At 42.0% G+C, this 18,340-nt stretch carries 11 protein-coding genes; 9 read left to right on the top strand and 2 right to left on the bottom strand.

The features are described from left to right. Position 1 precedes the first annotated feature (1 nt). Both P3L47_RS06380 and P3L47_RS06375 read left to right on the top strand, forming a co-directional pair. Positions 2-1,612, top strand: a complete 1,611-nt coding sequence (locus P3L47_RS06380) for a SusD/RagB family nutrient-binding outer membrane lipoprotein (protein WP_122362003.1) — start codon at positions 2-4, stop codon at positions 1,610-1,612. Between the two features lie 133 nt (positions 1,613-1,745). Continuing rightward, positions 1,746-4,145 (top strand): glycoside hydrolase family 3 N-terminal domain-containing protein, encoded by a 2,400-nt coding sequence (locus P3L47_RS06375; RefSeq protein ID WP_122362079.1) that lies wholly within the window; start codon positions 1,746-1,748, stop codon positions 4,143-4,145. Between the two features lie 407 nt (positions 4,146-4,552). Here the strand turns inward: P3L47_RS06375 and P3L47_RS06370 are convergent, their stop codons facing one another. Next, positions 4,553-5,689: an acyltransferase gene (locus P3L47_RS06370; protein ID WP_122362004.1), complete on the bottom strand. Its 1,137-nt coding sequence runs from the start codon at positions 5,687-5,689 to the stop codon at positions 4,553-4,555. A 62-nt stretch (positions 5,690-5,751) separates the two neighbouring features. After that, positions 5,752-6,879, bottom strand: a complete 1,128-nt coding sequence (locus tag P3L47_RS06365) for an AraC family transcriptional regulator (protein ID WP_277783053.1) — start codon at positions 6,877-6,879, stop codon at positions 5,752-5,754. Between the two features lie 205 nt (positions 6,880-7,084). Here P3L47_RS06365 and P3L47_RS06360 point away from each other — a divergent pair, with 205 nt between their 5' ends. The 7 genes from P3L47_RS06360 to P3L47_RS06330 all read left to right on the top strand — a co-directional run bounded on the left by P3L47_RS06360 (position 7,085) and on the right by P3L47_RS06330 (position 18,316). Next, complete coding sequence (locus P3L47_RS06360) at positions 7,085-8,047, top strand: fimbrillin family protein (protein ID WP_277783052.1); 963 nt, start codon at positions 7,085-7,087, stop codon at positions 8,045-8,047. Between the two features lie 690 nt (positions 8,048-8,737). After that, the gene (locus tag P3L47_RS06355) at positions 8,738-9,298 is read left to right on the top strand and encodes an RNA polymerase sigma-70 factor (RefSeq protein WP_277783051.1); all 561 of its coding nucleotides are present in this window, start codon (positions 8,738-8,740) and stop codon (positions 9,296-9,298) included. Positions 9,299-9,387: 89 nt separating this feature from the next. Beyond that, positions 9,388-10,344 carry a FecR family protein gene (locus P3L47_RS06350; RefSeq protein ID WP_277783050.1) on the top strand — a complete coding sequence of 319 codons (957 nt, stop codon included), beginning with the start codon at positions 9,388-9,390 and terminating at the stop codon, positions 10,342-10,344. Positions 10,345-10,560: 216 nt separating this feature from the next. Continuing rightward, positions 10,561-13,929 carry a TonB-dependent receptor gene (locus tag P3L47_RS06345; RefSeq protein WP_277783049.1) on the top strand — a complete coding sequence of 1,123 codons (3,369 nt, stop codon included), beginning with the start codon at positions 10,561-10,563 and terminating at the stop codon, positions 13,927-13,929. A 12-nt stretch (positions 13,930-13,941) separates the two neighbouring features. After that, on the top strand, positions 13,942-15,687 hold the full coding sequence (locus P3L47_RS06340) for a RagB/SusD family nutrient uptake outer membrane protein (RefSeq protein WP_277783048.1): 1,746 nt from the start codon (positions 13,942-13,944) through the stop codon (positions 15,685-15,687). Positions 15,688-15,719: 32 nt separating this feature from the next. Continuing rightward, entirely contained in the window at positions 15,720-16,178 is a 459-nt protein-coding gene (locus P3L47_RS06335; protein ID WP_277783047.1) for a DUF1735 domain-containing protein, read from the top strand. A 98-nt stretch (positions 16,179-16,276) separates the two neighbouring features. Next, positions 16,277-18,316 (top strand): beta-galactosidase, encoded by a 2,040-nt coding sequence (locus P3L47_RS06330; protein ID WP_277783046.1) that lies wholly within the window; start codon positions 16,277-16,279, stop codon positions 18,314-18,316. Positions 18,317-18,340: the final 24 nt, after the last annotated feature.

Below are 18,340 nucleotides of genomic sequence, written 5' to 3'. Positions count from 1 at the left end.
TATGAAACATTTAATATATAGCCTGCTTTTAGGTACTGCCGTAGCCTTCTCTTCCTGTGAAAGCAAACTGGATGACAAGCATGATAATCCGGATGGATTTACCACGGCAGAGATCGAATACCTTTTTACCAAAGGTGCATTAAAAACGATCGAAATCGATTACGCCGATACCTGGAATTATAACTTTCGCCTGATCGGAAACTATATCCAGACAACTGCTCGCCAGGCAGGAAAAGACCGTGTCAACCTGTACCAGAATATCCAGGACGATAAGGCACGTTGGGAAAATTATTATGTAACACGTATGAGCACTCTGACCGAGATAGATAAAATGTATGCTACTCTGTCACCGGATGAACAAGCTAAATATCAGATTTTTGTCGAAGCCGGTAAGGTTCTGAAAGCATACAACACGGCTATCGCCACCGACTTTTTCGGAAATATGCCTTACACGGAAGCTTTCACTGCACGTAATGTAGTCTATGGCGGAAGCGTAATCTTCAAACCGAAATACGATACTCAGAAAGATATTTACTATTCTATCCTGGAAGATCTGAAATCTGCAGCTGCTTATTTCAAGACAGCTACTACCAGCAATACGTTCAAGCAGCAGGATATTATCTACAAGGGTAACTGCGACGGCTGGTACAAGTTTGCCAACTCACTGCGCCTGCGCTACGCCATGCGTATTTCAAATGTCGATCCTGATAAAGCGAAACAGGTATTGGCAGAGCTTTCACTGGATCAGCTGATCACCAAAAACGCTGATAATACTTATATCATGGTTGACAACCAGAGTACTGCACCTGACGGTATCTGGCGCGCCATGAGAGAGAGTCATTCGAAAGCTCACAGCTATTACATGTATCCACCGGAATTTACCGTCAACTTATTGAAAGAAGCCACCGACCCACGTTTGGTAGTATTCTATCAGCCGGCAACGGATGACGAAGGGGATGTTTATGAAGACAGCAAAGAGATCATCGGTTATCCTTCGTCGGCAGATAAAGCCATCGCTTTGGTGAACGGTCCGAACGGAACAGAGCTTTTCAAGATCTACGGATGTCTGAATACGGTTACTTTCCGTAAGAACTATCAGTTGCCGGTAGGTATCGGCATGACGGCTGCCGAAGTTTATTTCTGCCTGGCAGAAGCTGCACAACGCGGTTTATTCAGCGGAAACGCTGAAGAGTTCTATAACAAAGGGGTTATCTTATCTATTCAGAACTACTACGAATATTATAAGAACAGCGATGCGGAAAAGGGTAAAGATATGGACATTGCCAACAGAGACGTATCCGACGGTACTTTGGGTAGCTGGCTGGCGACTTCAACATTCAAATTCAACCCGGCAAAGGCTTTGGAACAGATCGCAACCCAGAAATGGCTGCACCTCGGCTTCCTGCAGATCTACGAAAACTGGGCTGAATACCGTCGTACGGATTTGCCTGTTTTCGATGACGACCGTGAAAACGGTGTTCTATTGAACAAAGAGAATGCCCCGGTACGCTTTTTATATCCTTCAAAAGAAGCATCCATGAACACGGAAAACTACAACGCACAATCGGAATACAATAAGATTGGTGCTCGTTTGTGGTGGGATGTAAAATAAGTCTCACTCCCTGAACTTTAAGCATTGACCGTATGGTTGATAATTGTTACCTTTGCGCTAATGATTACCGGCCATACGGTTTTATATTATGGATATATTCAATAACAAACAGAATAAATACCCGAAGAAAAGCATGAATTTTAAGTATTTGTTATTAGCTGCCGCCTGCCTGGGAACCGGAGCTATACAAGCCAAAGACTCGATCTACAAAAAAGGGTGGATAGATCTCAACAAAAACGGCGTGAAAGACGTCTATGAAGATCCGGAAGCTCCTGTCGAAGCACGCGTACAAGATCTGCTCAACCAAATGACGCTGGAAGAAAAGAGCTGCCAAATGGCTACGCTCTACGGTTTCGGACGTGTCCTGAAAGATTCTCTCCCTACCGAAGGATGGAAGAATGAAATCTGGAAAGACGGTATTGCCAATATCGACGAACAGTTGAATGGCGTAGGAAGTGCCCGCCGCAGGACACCGGAGATGATCTATCCGTTCAGCAACCACGCCGAAGCGATCAACAAGACGCAACGCTGGTTCATTGAAGAAACCCGCCTGGGTATTCCTGTCGACTTCTCCAACGAAGGTATCCACGGGTTGAATCATACCAAAGCGACTCCCCTGCCCGCTCCTATCAGCATCGGTAGCACCTGGAACCGAGACCTGGTTCATCAGGCGGGAGACATAGCCGGTAAAGAGGCAAAAGCGTTAGGCTACAACAACGTGTATGCCCCTATCCTCGACGTAGCCCGCGATCCTCGCTGGGGACGCGTACTGGAAACGTACGGAGAAGATCCTTATCTGGTTGGTGAACTGGGCACACAGATGGTCAAAGGTATCCAGCAGAACGGTGTCGCTTCTACCTTGAAGCACTTTGCCGTTTACAGCATCCCGAAAGGCGGACGCGACGCGGCTGTCCGTACCGACCCGCATGTGGCTCCCCGCGAACTACATGAAATACATCTCTATCCGTTCAAGAAAGTAATCCAGGAAGCACACCCCAAAGGCGTCATGAGCAGCTATAACGACTGGGACGGCGTACCTGTAACAGCCAGCCATTACTTCCTTACAGAATTATTACGTCAGGAATATGGTTTCAGAGGATACGTGGTAAGTGACAGTGAGGCGGTAGAATTTGTACAGACCAAGCATCACGTGGCCGATTCGTATGAGGAAGCCGTACGTCAGGTGGTAGAAGCCGGATTGAACGTCCGTACCAACTTCACCCACCCGAAAGATTATATCCTTCCGGTACGCAAGCTGGTTAAGGAGGGTAAATTATCCATGAAGTCAGTCGACCGTATGGTAGCCGACGTATTACGTGTCAAGTTCGAACTGGGACTATTCGATTCCCCGTACGTAAAAGACCCGAAAGCAGCCGACAAGATCGTAGGTGCAGACAAACACCGCGACTTCGTACTGGATATGCAGCAACAGTCTCTCGTCCTGCTGAAGAACGAAAATAACCTGCTGCCGCTGGATAAGAACCAGACAAAGAAAGTGCTTATCGCTGGTCCGCTGGCAAAGGAAACCAACTATATGATCAGCCGTTACGGTCCACAGGGATTGGATAATATCACGGTTTACGACGGCATCAAGGATTATCTGGGCAACCAGGTTGAAGTAGCCTACGCCAAAGGATGCGAAATAAAAGATGCCAACTGGCCCGACAGCGAAATCGTCCCCACCGCACTGACGGATGAAGAAAAGAAAAGCATTGCCGAAGCGACAAGCGCTGCTGCCGATTGTGACGTGATCATCGCCGTATTGGGAGAAGACGAATCCTGCACTGGCGAAAGTAAATCGCGTACCGGACTCGATCTTCCGGGTCGTCAGCAACAACTCCTGGAAGCGTTGCATGCCACCGGCAAACCGGTCGTACTCGTTCTGATCAACGGTCAGCCGCTGACCATCAACTGGGCAGACCGCAACATTCCTTCTATCCTGGAAGCCTGGTTCCCCGGCCAGTTAGGCGGAGAAGCGATTGCCCGAACATTATTCGGCGATTATAATCCGGGCGGACGTTTATCCGTTACCTTCCCGAAATCGATCGGACAGATCGAGTTCAACTTCCCGTTCAAGCCGGGTTCACAGGACGGACAATACTTTGCAGGTCCCAACGGCTCGGGAAATACCCGCGTAAACGGTGCCCTTTACCCGTTCGGCCATGGATTGAGTTATACGACTTTTGCTTACTCAAAACTGTCGGTTAAACAGGAAACACCGTACTCACAAAGCCCTGTAACCGTGACTGTAGATGTAACCAATACGGGTAAACGTACCGGTGACGAGGTGGTACAGTTGTATATCCGCGATAAAGTCAGCAGCGTCATCGCTTACGAATCTGTTCTGCGTGGCTTCGAACGTATCTCCCTGCAACCGGGCGAAACGAAAACCGTCACTTTCGTCCTTCTTCCCGAAGATCTCCAGATCCTGGACAGACACATGGAATGGACCGTCGAACCGGGTGAGTTTGAAGTCAGAATCGGTACCTCATCTACCGACATCAAGTTGAAAGATACATTCGTCGTAAAGTAGCAAATGAGTGATATATACAAGTCGAGGGCCGGATGGTAAATACTGTCCGGTCCTCTTCGTTTCTCCCTCTTTTATGCTTTATTAAAAAAAATCCTTACGGTTACTATCAACCGTAAATAGAAAAGGGATACCCAAAAAGGATACCCCCTAACACTGAAAAGATTTGTTTTTATTCTAATCCATACTTTTGTATCGCATATTCTCCCAAAACTTCCAGGTAATGCAGACACTTACTAACTACTTTTTTCATAGCGCTTCTCTTATTATTTAAAACGATTTGTATCATAAAACATGTCATTCAGATATGTTTTACAACACAAAAGTAGTAGTAATATACATACGTTATACCAGCCTCTTCGGCTTTTAACATCATTTGCACAAAACAGACAGCCGCTTTTCGAAAGCCCTTACCCTATAACATATTTCGAATAAGGCAATTTACTCAGCAAATAAACAAACAGCCACGTCGCAGCCAGTGTAAAGACAGCCGATACGGGAACAATGGCAGGTATAGGAATATGCAGCCAAAGCGTCAGTAAATAAGACGGTCCCACAAAGAAATAATGTACACAATAAATGCCGAACCCGAGTTTGGTCAGATTAGCCAATGCACGGCAAATCAAAGGAGAAGTGATACGGACCTTTTGCATCAAAAGGAATATGGCAGCCGTCATCAGCATCGCATTCGGGGAGCAATAGGTGAAAAACAACTCCATACCCTCTTCACTCACATTCGGATCCGAGGTCATATACCTGAAACCTACAAAAGTAGCCAAATAGCCGATCAGGAACAAAGGCACAACGATAGCCAGTGTTTTTCTTATCGACCAGTCATTGCCTTTCCCTAAATAATGCCCCAGCAACAAATACCCGTTGAAGCCTGCAAAATAATAGAACAATCCGTAAGCGTTCCATGAACAGGTTCCGAACAGATAATGGGACACAAACTCCATCAGATAAGGAATAAACAACGAAACGCCCCAGATCAGCAGAAACCACCGTTTTGCCTTATCGGAAGCCTTTTCTACCCAGGCAGAGAAGACCGGCATATAGAGATACAGACCGATCAAAGCATAGATATACCACATCGGCGTTGCATAAACGGTAAACGTGAGCGGTATCATGGCTATATCTTTCAATCCGTCAGCCAGGGAAGCCGAAGGATCGGGTGCCCAGGGAAAGAAATCGGTAACCAGTTCAGGACTTCCGCCTACCCATTGGATAAACCACGGAGCCAGATTAAACAGTATCGACCAGATCAGGAAAGGGAAAAAGACCCGCGGAATGCGTTTCTTATAAAAGAGAGAAGCCTCCTGCTTCAGCGGAAGCAATAAAAAACCGGTCATCATGACAAACAGAGGCACACAGGCTCTCAACATAGATCCGTAGGCCGATCCCCAGAAATTAATTTCAGGATTGGCACGCGACTCCGGAGAGGCGTTAAACGGGTCCGTACAATGACAGGCAATCACCATCAGGATAGCAACGAAACGAAGAGCGTCCAGCCAGACTATATGCGGACGGGCAGTAGTAGTGTTATTCATGACAAGTTTATTTTCAAACAGCCGTAAAAGTAAGCATAGTTCTGTATATTACGAAACTATTGTTATCCTCTTTTATATTCGGAAGGTACAATTCCCGTCTGCTTGATAAAAGCACGACGGAAAGTACTCATGGAGTGAAAACCGGAACGTTCGGCAATCTCCTGGATACTTGCCAGCGGTTCGGCATCCATCAGACGCTTGCTCTCCTCTACACGGAACTGGTTCACATAATCGGAGAAAGACATACCCAGCTCTTTATTGAATAATTGTGACAGATAAGAACGGCTGATAGGAAAAACCCGCTGCAGATCAGTCAAGCGCAGGTCATCGTTCAGATAAGGTTTTTCGCGTTCAAACCAGGCATTCACCTCTTCCGCATAGCGTTTGAAAAGTGCTCCCCGCTGCTCTTCATCGTCATCATCTTCCTCCTCGTCATCGTTCGACGGAAGATCCCATCCGTTCTTAAAAGAATGCTCCAGCCGGATATTCTTGAGAAATAAGGCCTTATAAAAAAAATAAAACCAGACAACCAGCATGACGGCCTTAATAACGACATACAGGATTGTCCGATCGGTCAATAATAAGACCACATAAAGAAAATAGAGAATTGACAATATGATCATCGTTCGCTTCAACCAACGCAAATCATAGCTTTCAGGGTCTGAAACATTCTCACTCAGATAAGCGGTATATTCATCGGCATACTTTACAACCAGATATATCGGCAGAATCATATAAAAAAGAGTAAGTGCCAGCACCAATAAACGCAAAAAGACATCCAGATTAAAATGCGTAAAGACATCTTTTATCGAATAAAAAACATGTATTTCCCCACCCGATAAACGATAAGCAAGATAAGAAAAACCACCTATCACGACAGGCGAAAGGAAAACGGCAAAACGCCTTAAAGTAAGAAAACCGGGACGTAGCTTTTCGATCACATAACAAGCCAGACAAGCGGTCACCAGACAGCTCGCAATAAGTATGTCAGGATGGAACGCTTCCTTTGCCTCATCCACGTAAGAATTAACAGAAATTCTGATTACAGCCATCAATGCCCACATAATCATACTCCATGCTAAAATAAGTCGTGCCCGGTTGCCAAATGACCTCAATAGCATCATAATGCCACCCAATACGCACAGGCCTATTATCTGCATACTCAATAAAAACTGTATTTTGTCCAGCATATGTTATCGCCTCATTTAAGTATAAACAATTTGAATCTTCAAATGGTTGATTTGCACTCTATTTAGACAATTTGACGCTTCTGGATTATTTGCACCATGCGTTTTTATACCATTTCATCGTGGTTTTATACCGTATGATCTCCCTTTTTCCTCAAACTGCCGGATATTTGCAATATGAAATTTGATACAAAAATAGCATAAAAGTATGAGAAATTTATTACTATTTATTACACTGATTTCCAGTTTGGCAGCTTGCTCTCACGATAGCAATTTCGCAGCCATTGAGAGTATTAGCGCGAAAGAAAAACCATTAAAAATTATTACACGTATTTTAACTACAAAATCGGCGAATTTCGTCCAGGAATTCAAAGACGGATCGGAAATAGGACTGCTGATCACACGCGAAGACGACGGTGGTCTTTATGACGAGGATAGTGATTATATAAATGTAAAAGCGAAAGCAAATTTAATTAGTAATAAAATCTCCTGGCGGCAAACGCCGGAAGTCACGCTTAACTTTGACCCAGCCATCGTGTATGCCTATTATCCATATCAGTCGCAAATGAGACTGAGCACGGCAAGTATCCCTGTAAAGATATCGCCGGATGCCACTCAGACACGCGACTATATGTACGGCACACACGCTCTCGGCCAGAAAGCAGTAAACAGCATCTCCCCGATGGTCTTGCTGAATATGGAACATGCCCTGTCGCTCATCTCTTTTCAGGTCAACCTGGAAAAAACAGAAGAAGAAATTTATGAGTTAAGCGCTGTCCAACTGGGAAACAAAGCCGGAGGTACGGCACTGATATGCAAAGGTATGATGGATATCAGGACCGGACAAATCACCGGAACGGCTTGTTGCAGCGTCGCTAGCCGGCTCAACCTGGAGGAACCTGTCACACTGACAAAAGAGTTCTGTGATCCGCAGCAGATCATGGTGATCCCGACAGCATCGGGTACCACGGCAGAGGGTGACATCGAGGCACTCTTTACGATCAACGGAACTTCGTACAAATACAAAATTCCCGCAAAGACTGTATGGGAAAAAGGACATAAATACCTCTACAAATTAACTCTCAGCGGAGAGGCTCTTACATTGAAAGAGGTATCCGTTACGGACTGGATACAGGGTAACGGCAAAGATGCTACAAGCAGCATTATGTAAGTTTTATTTTATGTTTTGGTTATGGTTTAGAATCTCTGGGTAACCGTATTTTGTTGGAATGCCGATGATCTGCTGTCCGGATGTACGGACGATAAGTCTGATTGGACAGACAGCCCGGCATTGCAAGAAGAAATAGGGTTTACCGTAAAAAGGAAATAAGGCCTCCATCCCTGCCACGACATCCGGCAGAGGGCCGAAGAACATCCTTTCAACAGGATTCTATAAGTGTAAACGCCGTGGCAAGTCGTTCCATACTTCTTGCCACCGGCCACTACACCGATCCGACCATCCGGGAGCTGACAGCGGTCAGTCCTTCAAAAAAGAATTAACGAACTAACTCGTGAGAGTTACGTATACATTTAATTAATACTAAAATAGTAGTAATGAGCCGGCCCCGAATACCGCGCCCTGCACTCAACAGGACGCATATTCCCTCTCAACTTATCGCCGACAACACTCTTTTATTTGACTATAAACCTTGCCGGGGCCGGTTTCATTTATACTATCCGAAAAAGTGTTTCACCCTAATGGAACAGTTGTTTCTCCTAGATGAAACACTTGTTCCATTAGGGTGAAACACTTTTTATTTTGAAATGTAAACATTCAGCTTTTTACACAAAAAGATTCACATTCTGTATATTTTCCTTACATTTGCTCCATTGCGACTAGCATTGAAAACAAAGAAAGGAAATGATCGGGACTGAGATACACAATTTCAATACGTTATACACCAAATTCTACAGAAAATCCTTTCTGTTCACTAAATCGTATGTGCATGACGAATGTATTGCCGAAGACATTGTGTCGGACGTTCTGATAAAATTATGGGAGATACTAAAAGAGAAGGAGATTGAACATATCGAAGCCTTACTCTTAACCACATTGAAAAATAAATCGCTCGACCACCTGAAACATGAAGCGATTAAAACGGAAGCGATCAGCACCTTAACGGATATGAAACAAAGGGAACTGGATATCCGCATTTCTACCTTGGAGGCTTGTAACCCGGAAGATATATTCTCTGCAGAAGTACAGCAGATCATCACCACTACCTTAGCTCTCCTGCCGGAACAAACCCGTCGTGTTTTTGAAATGAGCCGCTTCGAAAATAAAACAAACAAAGAGATAGCAGAAGAACTGGAAATCACTGTCAAAGGTGTTGAGTATCACATCACAAAAGCTTTAAAACCACTGCGGGAGAATCTGAGGGATTACCTGCCTCTCTTCTATTTCTTCTTTTTTTTCCATTAATTTTTCATATTCCACTAGGGTTATCAAAAGATGAATCGTTTTAATAATAACGAGGCACAATACATGCTTCAAAACATTGAAAAGAAAAAATGGATCTGGATATACTACATAGATATATAGCAGGTGATGCAACCCTCTCAGAAAAAGAAGAAGTTGCCCGCTGGCTGGATGCTGACAAGAAAAATATGAAAGAGTTTCTTGCACAGCGAAAATTATACGATATATCTATCTGGCAACAGGAATCGATTCCTGTTGCCAAAGGGACAGTCCCTTTGGCAACAAAACAAAAGCGATGGACATTTCGAACAATAGCTACCGAACTTTCGAAAATAGCAGCCATCTTCATTCTAGCCTTTACCGTACTTTATTCATTTATGATAAACAAAGACAATTCAGATCCAGCTATTATGCAGACAATTTTCGTTCCACCCGGCCAACGTGCAGAACTTACGTTAACCGACGGAACCAGAGTCTGGCTGAATGCTAAAACAACATTTACATTCCCCAATAAATTCACAGCTAATACCCGTAATGTAACTTTAGACGGTGAGGGTTATTTTAATGTAACAAAAGATACAAAAAAGCCATTTTTTGTACAAACAGAAAAATACGACATCAAGGTACTTGGTACGGAATTCAATGTAACCGCTTATTCCGGTTCACCAGACTTTGAAACCGCCTTACTAAAAGGAGCAGTTGAAGTATCCTCGCCAGCAACATGTTCAAAAGTTCACCTAAAACCCAACACACGTACTTACGAAAAGAACGGAGAATTAAAAACAGGAATAATCGAACACCAGTCTTATTTCCTGTGGAAAGAAGGGTTGATCTGCTTTTTCGATGAACCAGTTGGCAAAATGATAAAAAAACTGGAATTATATTACGACATAAAAATAGATGTACAAAATAAAGAATTACTCAACAACCGTTATTCTGGAAAATTCCGGACAAAAGACGGTGTAGAACATGTACTTAAAGTGCTTCAGTTAAGACATAGATTTAGTTATATCAAGGATAACGACTTAAATCTAATTACAATTAAATAATTAATCACAAAAATAATTCGCCTATGAAATAGAAGACATGAAAAAACGAAAACCGGAAAGTGTTGGAGCACTTTCCGGTCTAAAGTAAGTCAATACCTGACTGCTTTCCTTAAACATCTAAGTATTAACTAACAAATTGACAAAAGTATGAAAAATATTTTGTTAAGAGATTCTTTTATTCCACTTAAACCACATTTTAAACATATTTTGCGTAGTATGAAATTAGCTTTTGTGTATCTATTTATTCTTGTATCCGGAGTATTCGCAACGGAAGCCGATTCACAAACAATGAAAGTTTCTATCGTAGCGAAAAATATTTCGACACAAGATCTTATGCAGGAAATAGAAAAACAAACCGATTACTTGTTTGTTTACAACAAAAATGAAATAAACCTGCATCATAAAGTAACTGTCAATGCAGCAGACAAAACTGTTGCAGAAGTCTTGAATCAAGCATTCGATCAAACTGATATTACCTATGCAGTAGAAGGTTCTAATATCATGCTGATGAAGAAAGGAGAAGAAAACCGTTCTTCGGCAATCGCACAACAAAAAACACGTACAATTAACGGTGTCGTTACCGATACCAATGGAGAGACGATTATTGGAGCTAACGTATCCGTTAAAGGCACAACTATCGGTACTATCACGGATATTGACGGTAAATTCTCTTTGGAAGTACCCGAAAATGCCCAGTTACAAATTTCCTACATCGGCTATTTAACTCATGAAGTAACTGTTGGAAATAAAATATCATTTGATATACAACTTGCTGAAGATACGCAGAATCTAGAAGAAGTAGTTGTGGTCGGATACGGTATACAAAAGAAAACAAGTATTTCCGGCTCTATCGCAACCATTGCACAGGAAGATATCAAAAAGGCTTCAACTTCCAATTTAAGTGAATCGTTGGTAGGACGTATGCCGGGTTTGATTGCCGTTAACGAATCGGGAAAACCCGGATCGGGTTCTAAATTGTTAATCCGCGGACAAGGAACCTGGAATAACAGTGACCCATTAGTGATCGTGGATGGTATCGAACGTGATTTCAGTAATCTCGACCCCAACGAAATCGAAAATATCTCCGTACTAAAAGATGCAGCAGCCGCAGCCGTTTATGGTGCAAGAGCTGCCAACGGAGTTATTCTAGTAACTACCAAACGTGGTAAAGACGGCAAACCTTCTGTCAAACTGGATACCTATTACGGTTTAAAAAGTGTGACACGTTATCCGGATCTAGCTAATCCGTACGAATGGGCTACAACCCGAAATAAAGCTTATCTAATGGATGGTGTTGATCCTAACGATACCCGCATATTTTCGAAGGAACAACTGGATAAATTCAGAAATGGCGAACAGGGAACCGACTGGTATAAAGAAACATTTAATAAAACCGCTTCCCAATATTATGCCAACCTCAATCTTTCCGGTGGTTCGGAACGGGTAAAATATTTCGTTTCACTAGGTCACCATAATGAAGACGGATTAATCGACAATTTTGATTATAAGAAATACAATTTCCGTTCCAATATTGATGCGAAGGTAACCGAAAGACTAAATATCTCGGCTGATGTAGATGCGAGTACTAGAACTTACGATACCCCTGGATGGAATCCTGAGGATTTATACCATTATGTAGCCCGTCAAAATCCGACTCTCCCAGCTTATCACCCCAATGGTTTACCAGCTAATACCAATGGGGAACATTTGCCGGAAATGGTACACAGTTCAGGTAATAATAAGCAAACATATAATGATTTTCGAGTAACATTCAAAGCTGATTACAAAATACCCGGCATCGAAGGGTTGGTAGCCAAAGGTATGTTCTCTTACGGAAAAAATTATATGTATAATAAAAAGTTCTTTATTCCATACAAAATGTATGATATAAATGAAAATGGCGATATTACAAATACCAAAGTAGTAGGTGAAAAAACCAAACTTGACGAAAAATTCGATCAGGGAGACGGTTATACTTATAACCTTTCTTTAAACTACAATCGTACATTTGGCAAACATGATGTCGGTTTACTTTTCCTATATGAAGAAGAATCTTCCAAAGGAAACGAGTTCTCGGCTTTCCGTACAAACTTCGTATCAAATTCAGTACCTCAACTCTCAGCCGGAGGCGATACCGATAAAACCAACGCAGGAAAAGCACACGAATGGGCACGTAATGGTTTAGTCGGACGTATCAATTATGCTTATAACGGAACATATATGTTTGAAGCATCTTTCAGATATGACGGCTCTATCACCTTCCCCAAAGGACATAGATATGGTTTTTTCCCCTCTGTTTCAGGAGCCTGGAGAATATCCAATGAATCTTTCATCAAAGATAACTTCTCGTTTATAGATAATTTGAAACTGAGAGCATCTTATGGTACTTTAGGTAATGACCAGGTAAAACTGTGGCAGTATATGTCCGAATTTGTATATTCTGATGTAGCTACTATCGGAGGAAACAATGTCAATAGTATTGCCGTTTACAAAGACTTATTCCCGAATCCAGATATTACATGGGAAAAATCCTCTACCTTCGACCTCGGATTGGAAGGTTTGCTGTGGCAAGGTTTGTTAGGGTTTGAAGTAGATTTCTTTGCTAAAAGAACCAAAGACATTCTCGCACCGCAGATTCGTACGATTCCGGAAACATTCGGAGCCACTCTCCCTGACATAAACTATGGTATATTGGATAATAAGGGATTGGAAATATCACTTACACATGCCAATCAGATAGGAGATTTTACATATCGTATTGGAGGAAACTTTAGCTTCGTTCGTAATAAAGTTATTCAGTTCGACGAAAGTGAAACGACCCCTGACTATTATAAAGTAGTAGGTCGTCCTTTCACACATACACTGAGCACCAGCGGTACAAAAGTGAATCTTATGGATAATACGACAGAAAAGATAGGACGCCCATACGCAGGACTTGTCGGAATGAAAGCAATCGGTATATTCCAATCACAAGAAGAAATCGATGCATGGCCTAAACAGTTCAACGGCGGACAAAAACCGGGTGATATAAAGTATGCTGATGTCAACGGTGACGGTATGATTAATGAAAACGACTTGATAGTGGTCGACCGTTACGGTTCCATCCCTGAAATTATCTATGGATTCAATTTCTCTTTAGGCTGGAAAGGATTCGAACTGACAGCCCTGTTCCAGGGAGCAGCCCATAAATCTGTTATGCTGGAAGGATACGGAACAACCATGTTCCTGGATGGTTCAAGTAACTATTATAGCTATTTGTCTGATAATTCCTGGTCACCGGAAAACAGAGATGCACAATATCCAAGAGCTTATGTAGGAGGTAACTCCAATAATAACAGAGCTTCAAATATCTGGATGAAAAACGGAAATTATCTTCGTCTGAAAAATATCGAACTGTCGTATACATTCCCCAAATCATTACTTGCAAAAGCAAAAGTAATCAATGGTTTGCGATTGTACATTAACGGCACAAACCTGTTGACATTCGATAAACTGGACATTATGGACCCGGAAATGACAGGTGGTTCGGCTCAATATTATCCACAAATGAAATCTGTAAACTTCGGTCTTAATTTCACCTATTAAAAAGAAGAAATCATGAAAAAATATATTCTATTATTCAGTGCAGCCTGCATGTTTTCATGCAATGATCTGTTTGACAAAACAAATTTGGAATCCATGGGATCCGACATAGTATGGCAAGATCCGGTTTTGGTAGAGACATATGTGAACAATCTATATGCTAAATATCCCACTTGGTCCCGAGAAGAAAATGACTTCACAGACGAGGCTAGAAACGGATACAGAACACATACAGCTTGGAATGTAGTCAAAGGAGAATGGGGATTGGAAAATAATCCAATGGCATACTGGAAGTATGATTATGTTCGCAAATGTAACGAGATCCTACAAAACATAGATGATGTAACCATGGAGGAAAGTCTAAAGAACAGACTGAAAGGGGAAACTACTTTCTTCAGAGCCACAGCTTATTTCAAAATGGTTATCCGTTATGGTGGTGTACCTCTTGTTTTAGAACCTCAAACATTTGAATCGGAAGATCTTTATCCGAAACGAGCCAGTATTGATGAAGTATTTGATTTCATAACCAAAGAATATCAGAAAGCAGCAGAACTCCTTGTAAACTTCAAGACTCCTGATAACAATAACTTCGGACGTGTAACTTGGGGAGCCTGCAAAGCAATGGAAGCCCGTGCCTTCTTATTCTGGGCAAGTCCTTTGTATAATACTACACAGGATATGTCTCGCTGGGAAAAAGCCAGTCAGTTAAGCAAAGAGGTCATAGACTGCAATTTGTATCAACTGAAAGAAAATGCACGCGATCTCTTCCTGGACTATCAGTCACCGGAAAACATCTTTGCCATTTACTACAAAATGCCCGAAAGATATAATGGAATAGATGCCATGTGTAAACCTTTAGGCATAGCCAATGGAGATGCCGCACACTGGGGACCACTGCAAGAGTTGGTTGATGCCTTCCCTACAATCAATGGTTTGGACATAGCTGACGACAGCACCTACGATCCTACCAATCCGTATGCAAACAGAGATCCACGCTTAAATGCTTTCATTGTAGTCAATGAAACAGAATATTGCGGTCGTACGCAGTATAGCTATTACGATTTGGGAACTATCGATCCATCTTTCCCGAAAGAAGAATCCGACAGATTCAAATCATGGGAAGCCAATGGGGAATTTCAGGATGCAGCCGGTTCGGCCCATAACTCTCTGACTTCTTATCTGTGCCGTAAAGTAATCAAAGAAGATCTTCCTAAAGACGGTTATTCCTATGGTTGGGGAAGCGAAACCCCGTTTATCGAAATCCGTTTAGGAGAAGTGTATCTGAATTATGCGGAAGCATTGAATGAACAGGGAGATATCAACGGCGCTTGCGAACAATTGAAAATAATCCGTCAAAGAGCAGGTATATTGAATCCTGAAGTCCCGGCCAAAAACAGGGCCAATAAAGATGAACTTCGTAAATTCATTCAAAACGAACGTTACATTGAGCTTTGCTTCGAACAGAAAAGATACTGGGACTTACGCAGATGGAAAGAAGCAACAACTCGTTTAGGTGGCAAGAAGTTCTCCGGCATGAAAATATATTTGAACTTGTTGGACAATTCAGACATCCTGGCTTCAGAAGCCTACAAAACAGCAACATTCGACAAGCAATTGGATATGTTAAGAAAGACATGGACATACGAACGTTATACTGTCGACGAAACAGCTTATGTATTCGACGAAAAAATGTATTTTATGCCTATACCGCGTAACGACATGGAAACAAATGGAAACTTGGTACAAAACACAGGTTGGTAATCTATTTCACAGAACTATAAAATTAAACAACAATGAAACATTTTATATATGCTATATTTGCATGCCTGTTCGTATTAACAGGCTGCAACAGTGAGGAGCCCGGTTACGGATACAAAGAACCGGTCGTATATTTCTCAAGAGCCGGTATTCAGGAAACCAATATATCTGGTAGTGAAATTCCGGTATCCGTCTATTGTAGTGGTAATCCGGACAGAGCAGCAGTTTCTGTCTCAGCCGAAATAGACAGGTTATTATACGATTCTTTTGAACAGAAAAGTGAATACCAATTGGTTCCTGAAAGTTTTTATACTGCTTCTTCCTGGGTAATAGATATACCTAAAAAGGAACAGTTAGGAACATTCAATATCCCTATTCAGACTTCTACTCTCAGTGCAGGCAAATATGTATTGCCTTTAAAATTGACAAACTCATCTCCTTTCAATATTTTGAAAGATAAAGATGTACTCTATCTCACGTTCATAATTGAATAAAAAGATCTGAATTACCTGCCTTTTCTTCGTATAGGGCAGGTAATTTTTTATCCGGATATACGAAATAAGAATAAAAGAACTCCTTAAAACAGAATATCATGAAGACAAAATTATTCTTTCTATTATGTATCTTTATTCTGTCTTCGGCAGGAATAAATACGTCGGCACGTGACCTTTCACCGGAAAAGCATCCGGATAGTTCCTCGAAAACATTAAAAAGAAGCGAAAGTTTTCTGGGTTTTCATTTTGATTTTCATGCAGGTATGGATTGCAATGAGATAGGTAAAAGACTCACGGAAGAAATGATCGATTCTCTGCTTTTACTCACCAAACCTGATTATATCCAAGTTGACTGTAAAGGTCATGCAGGCTATTCCAGCTATCCAACGCAAGTAGGGAATCAGGCCCCTGGTTTTGAAAAAGACATTTTGGACATATTCAGGAAAGTAACCCGGAAACATAACGTTGCTTTGTATGTACATTACTCGGGGATTTGGGACACACGCGCCATGCAAATACACCCGGAATGGGGCATTGTACATCAAGATGGCACATATGACCAGGACAAAGCAGCTTATTTTGGTCCTTATTCCGACAAATTACTAATTCCTCAACTAAAAGAGATAGCAGCCAAAGGTATTGACGGGGCATGGATTGACGGAGATTGCTGGAGTGCCATACCCGACTATTCCCTCTATATGCAACAGTTCTACACAAAAGAAACCGGCAAAAAGATAATGCCCAAAAACGGAGAAGAGGGTTATCCTGAATTTCTGGAACTCAACCGGAAAGCATTCCGTTTGTATATGAAAAAATACATGGATGCCATTCATGAAGCCTATCCCGGATTCCAAATTACAAGTAACTGGTCTTATTCTTCTATGATGCCCGAGAAGATAGACACACCTGTCGACTTTCTTTCGGGTGATGTCGCCGGAAAAAATGGTGTCTATAGCGCAGCTTGGGAAGCCCGTTGCCTGGCATTACAGGGAAAACCGTGGGATTTAATGTCATGGGGATTTAATTTTAACCAAACTCTTCCTTCCAATAAATCATTGGTCATGCTGCAACAGGAAGCCGCCGAAGTAATTGCCATGGGAGGAGGTTTTCAAACTTACTATCAACAAAACAGGGATGGTTCTTTAAAAACAATTTATTTCGACCAGATGAAAAAACTGGCTGCCTGGTGCCGTGCAAGACAAGCATATTGTCACCAAAGCAAAGCCATTCCGCAAATAGCCCTGTGGTATTCCACCCACGCATGGAAAAAGGTACAAAAGAGCTTATATACCAGCGGAGAAAGCAAACGGATGGCGGAAACACTCAATATGTTACTCGACGGACGTCAGACTGTCGAAGTATTAATGGATCATTATCTAAAAGATCACATCACCGATTATTCACTGGTTGTCTTACCTGAATGGTCGGATGTCGGGTCAGAAATGAAAGAAATCATTTTGAATTATGTGAAAAACGGTGGAAATCTTCTGATTACCGGAGTGGATGCCAGCCTGGCCTTTAGCAATGAAACAGATATAAAGCCTGAAGAATTCACACAAAACGGTCATGTATTCTTGTTTGCAGATGGCCAGAAAGCAGCATTAAATACCAGGTGGCAAAAAGTCATTCCCGGCAGTCAAACCAAAACTTTCGGCATAATGAAAACATGTGATGATCCTTACTACAATCAGGAAGAGACTTATCCAATGGCTACTATCAGTCCTTATGGGAGAGGAAAAATAGCCGCCATATACTGTGATCTGTCTGATCCTTATCAACAGAACCGTTCTGCAAATATGGCTCAAATATTTAATTCTCTTGTAACTACGCTCCATTCCAAACCATTGGCAACAATCAGCGGTAACGGTCGCATGCACCTTGTCTTAAATCAAAAAAAGAATGACTGGATAGTGAATATCATCAATATCGATGGAGAACATAACAATAGCCAGGTATCTGTTTATGATTCTGTTCTTCCTACAGGCCCTGTTGAACTAACAATAAATACGGATAAAAATATAAAAAAAGCAACATTACAGCCAGAAGGAAAGAAACTTTCTGTAAAAGAGGCAAACGGAAAATATGTTATATCTGTTCCTCCGGTTCGTATACATAGTATTATACAACTATCCTTCTAAAGATAATAGATATTATTCCTATAA

This window comes from Parabacteroides chongii (assembly GCF_029581355.1).
GTDB lineage: Bacteria > Bacteroidota > Bacteroidia > Bacteroidales > Tannerellaceae > Parabacteroides > Parabacteroides chongii.
The sequence above is the reverse complement of the archived record's forward strand: the minus strand, read 5'-3'. Positions and strand labels throughout refer to the sequence as shown.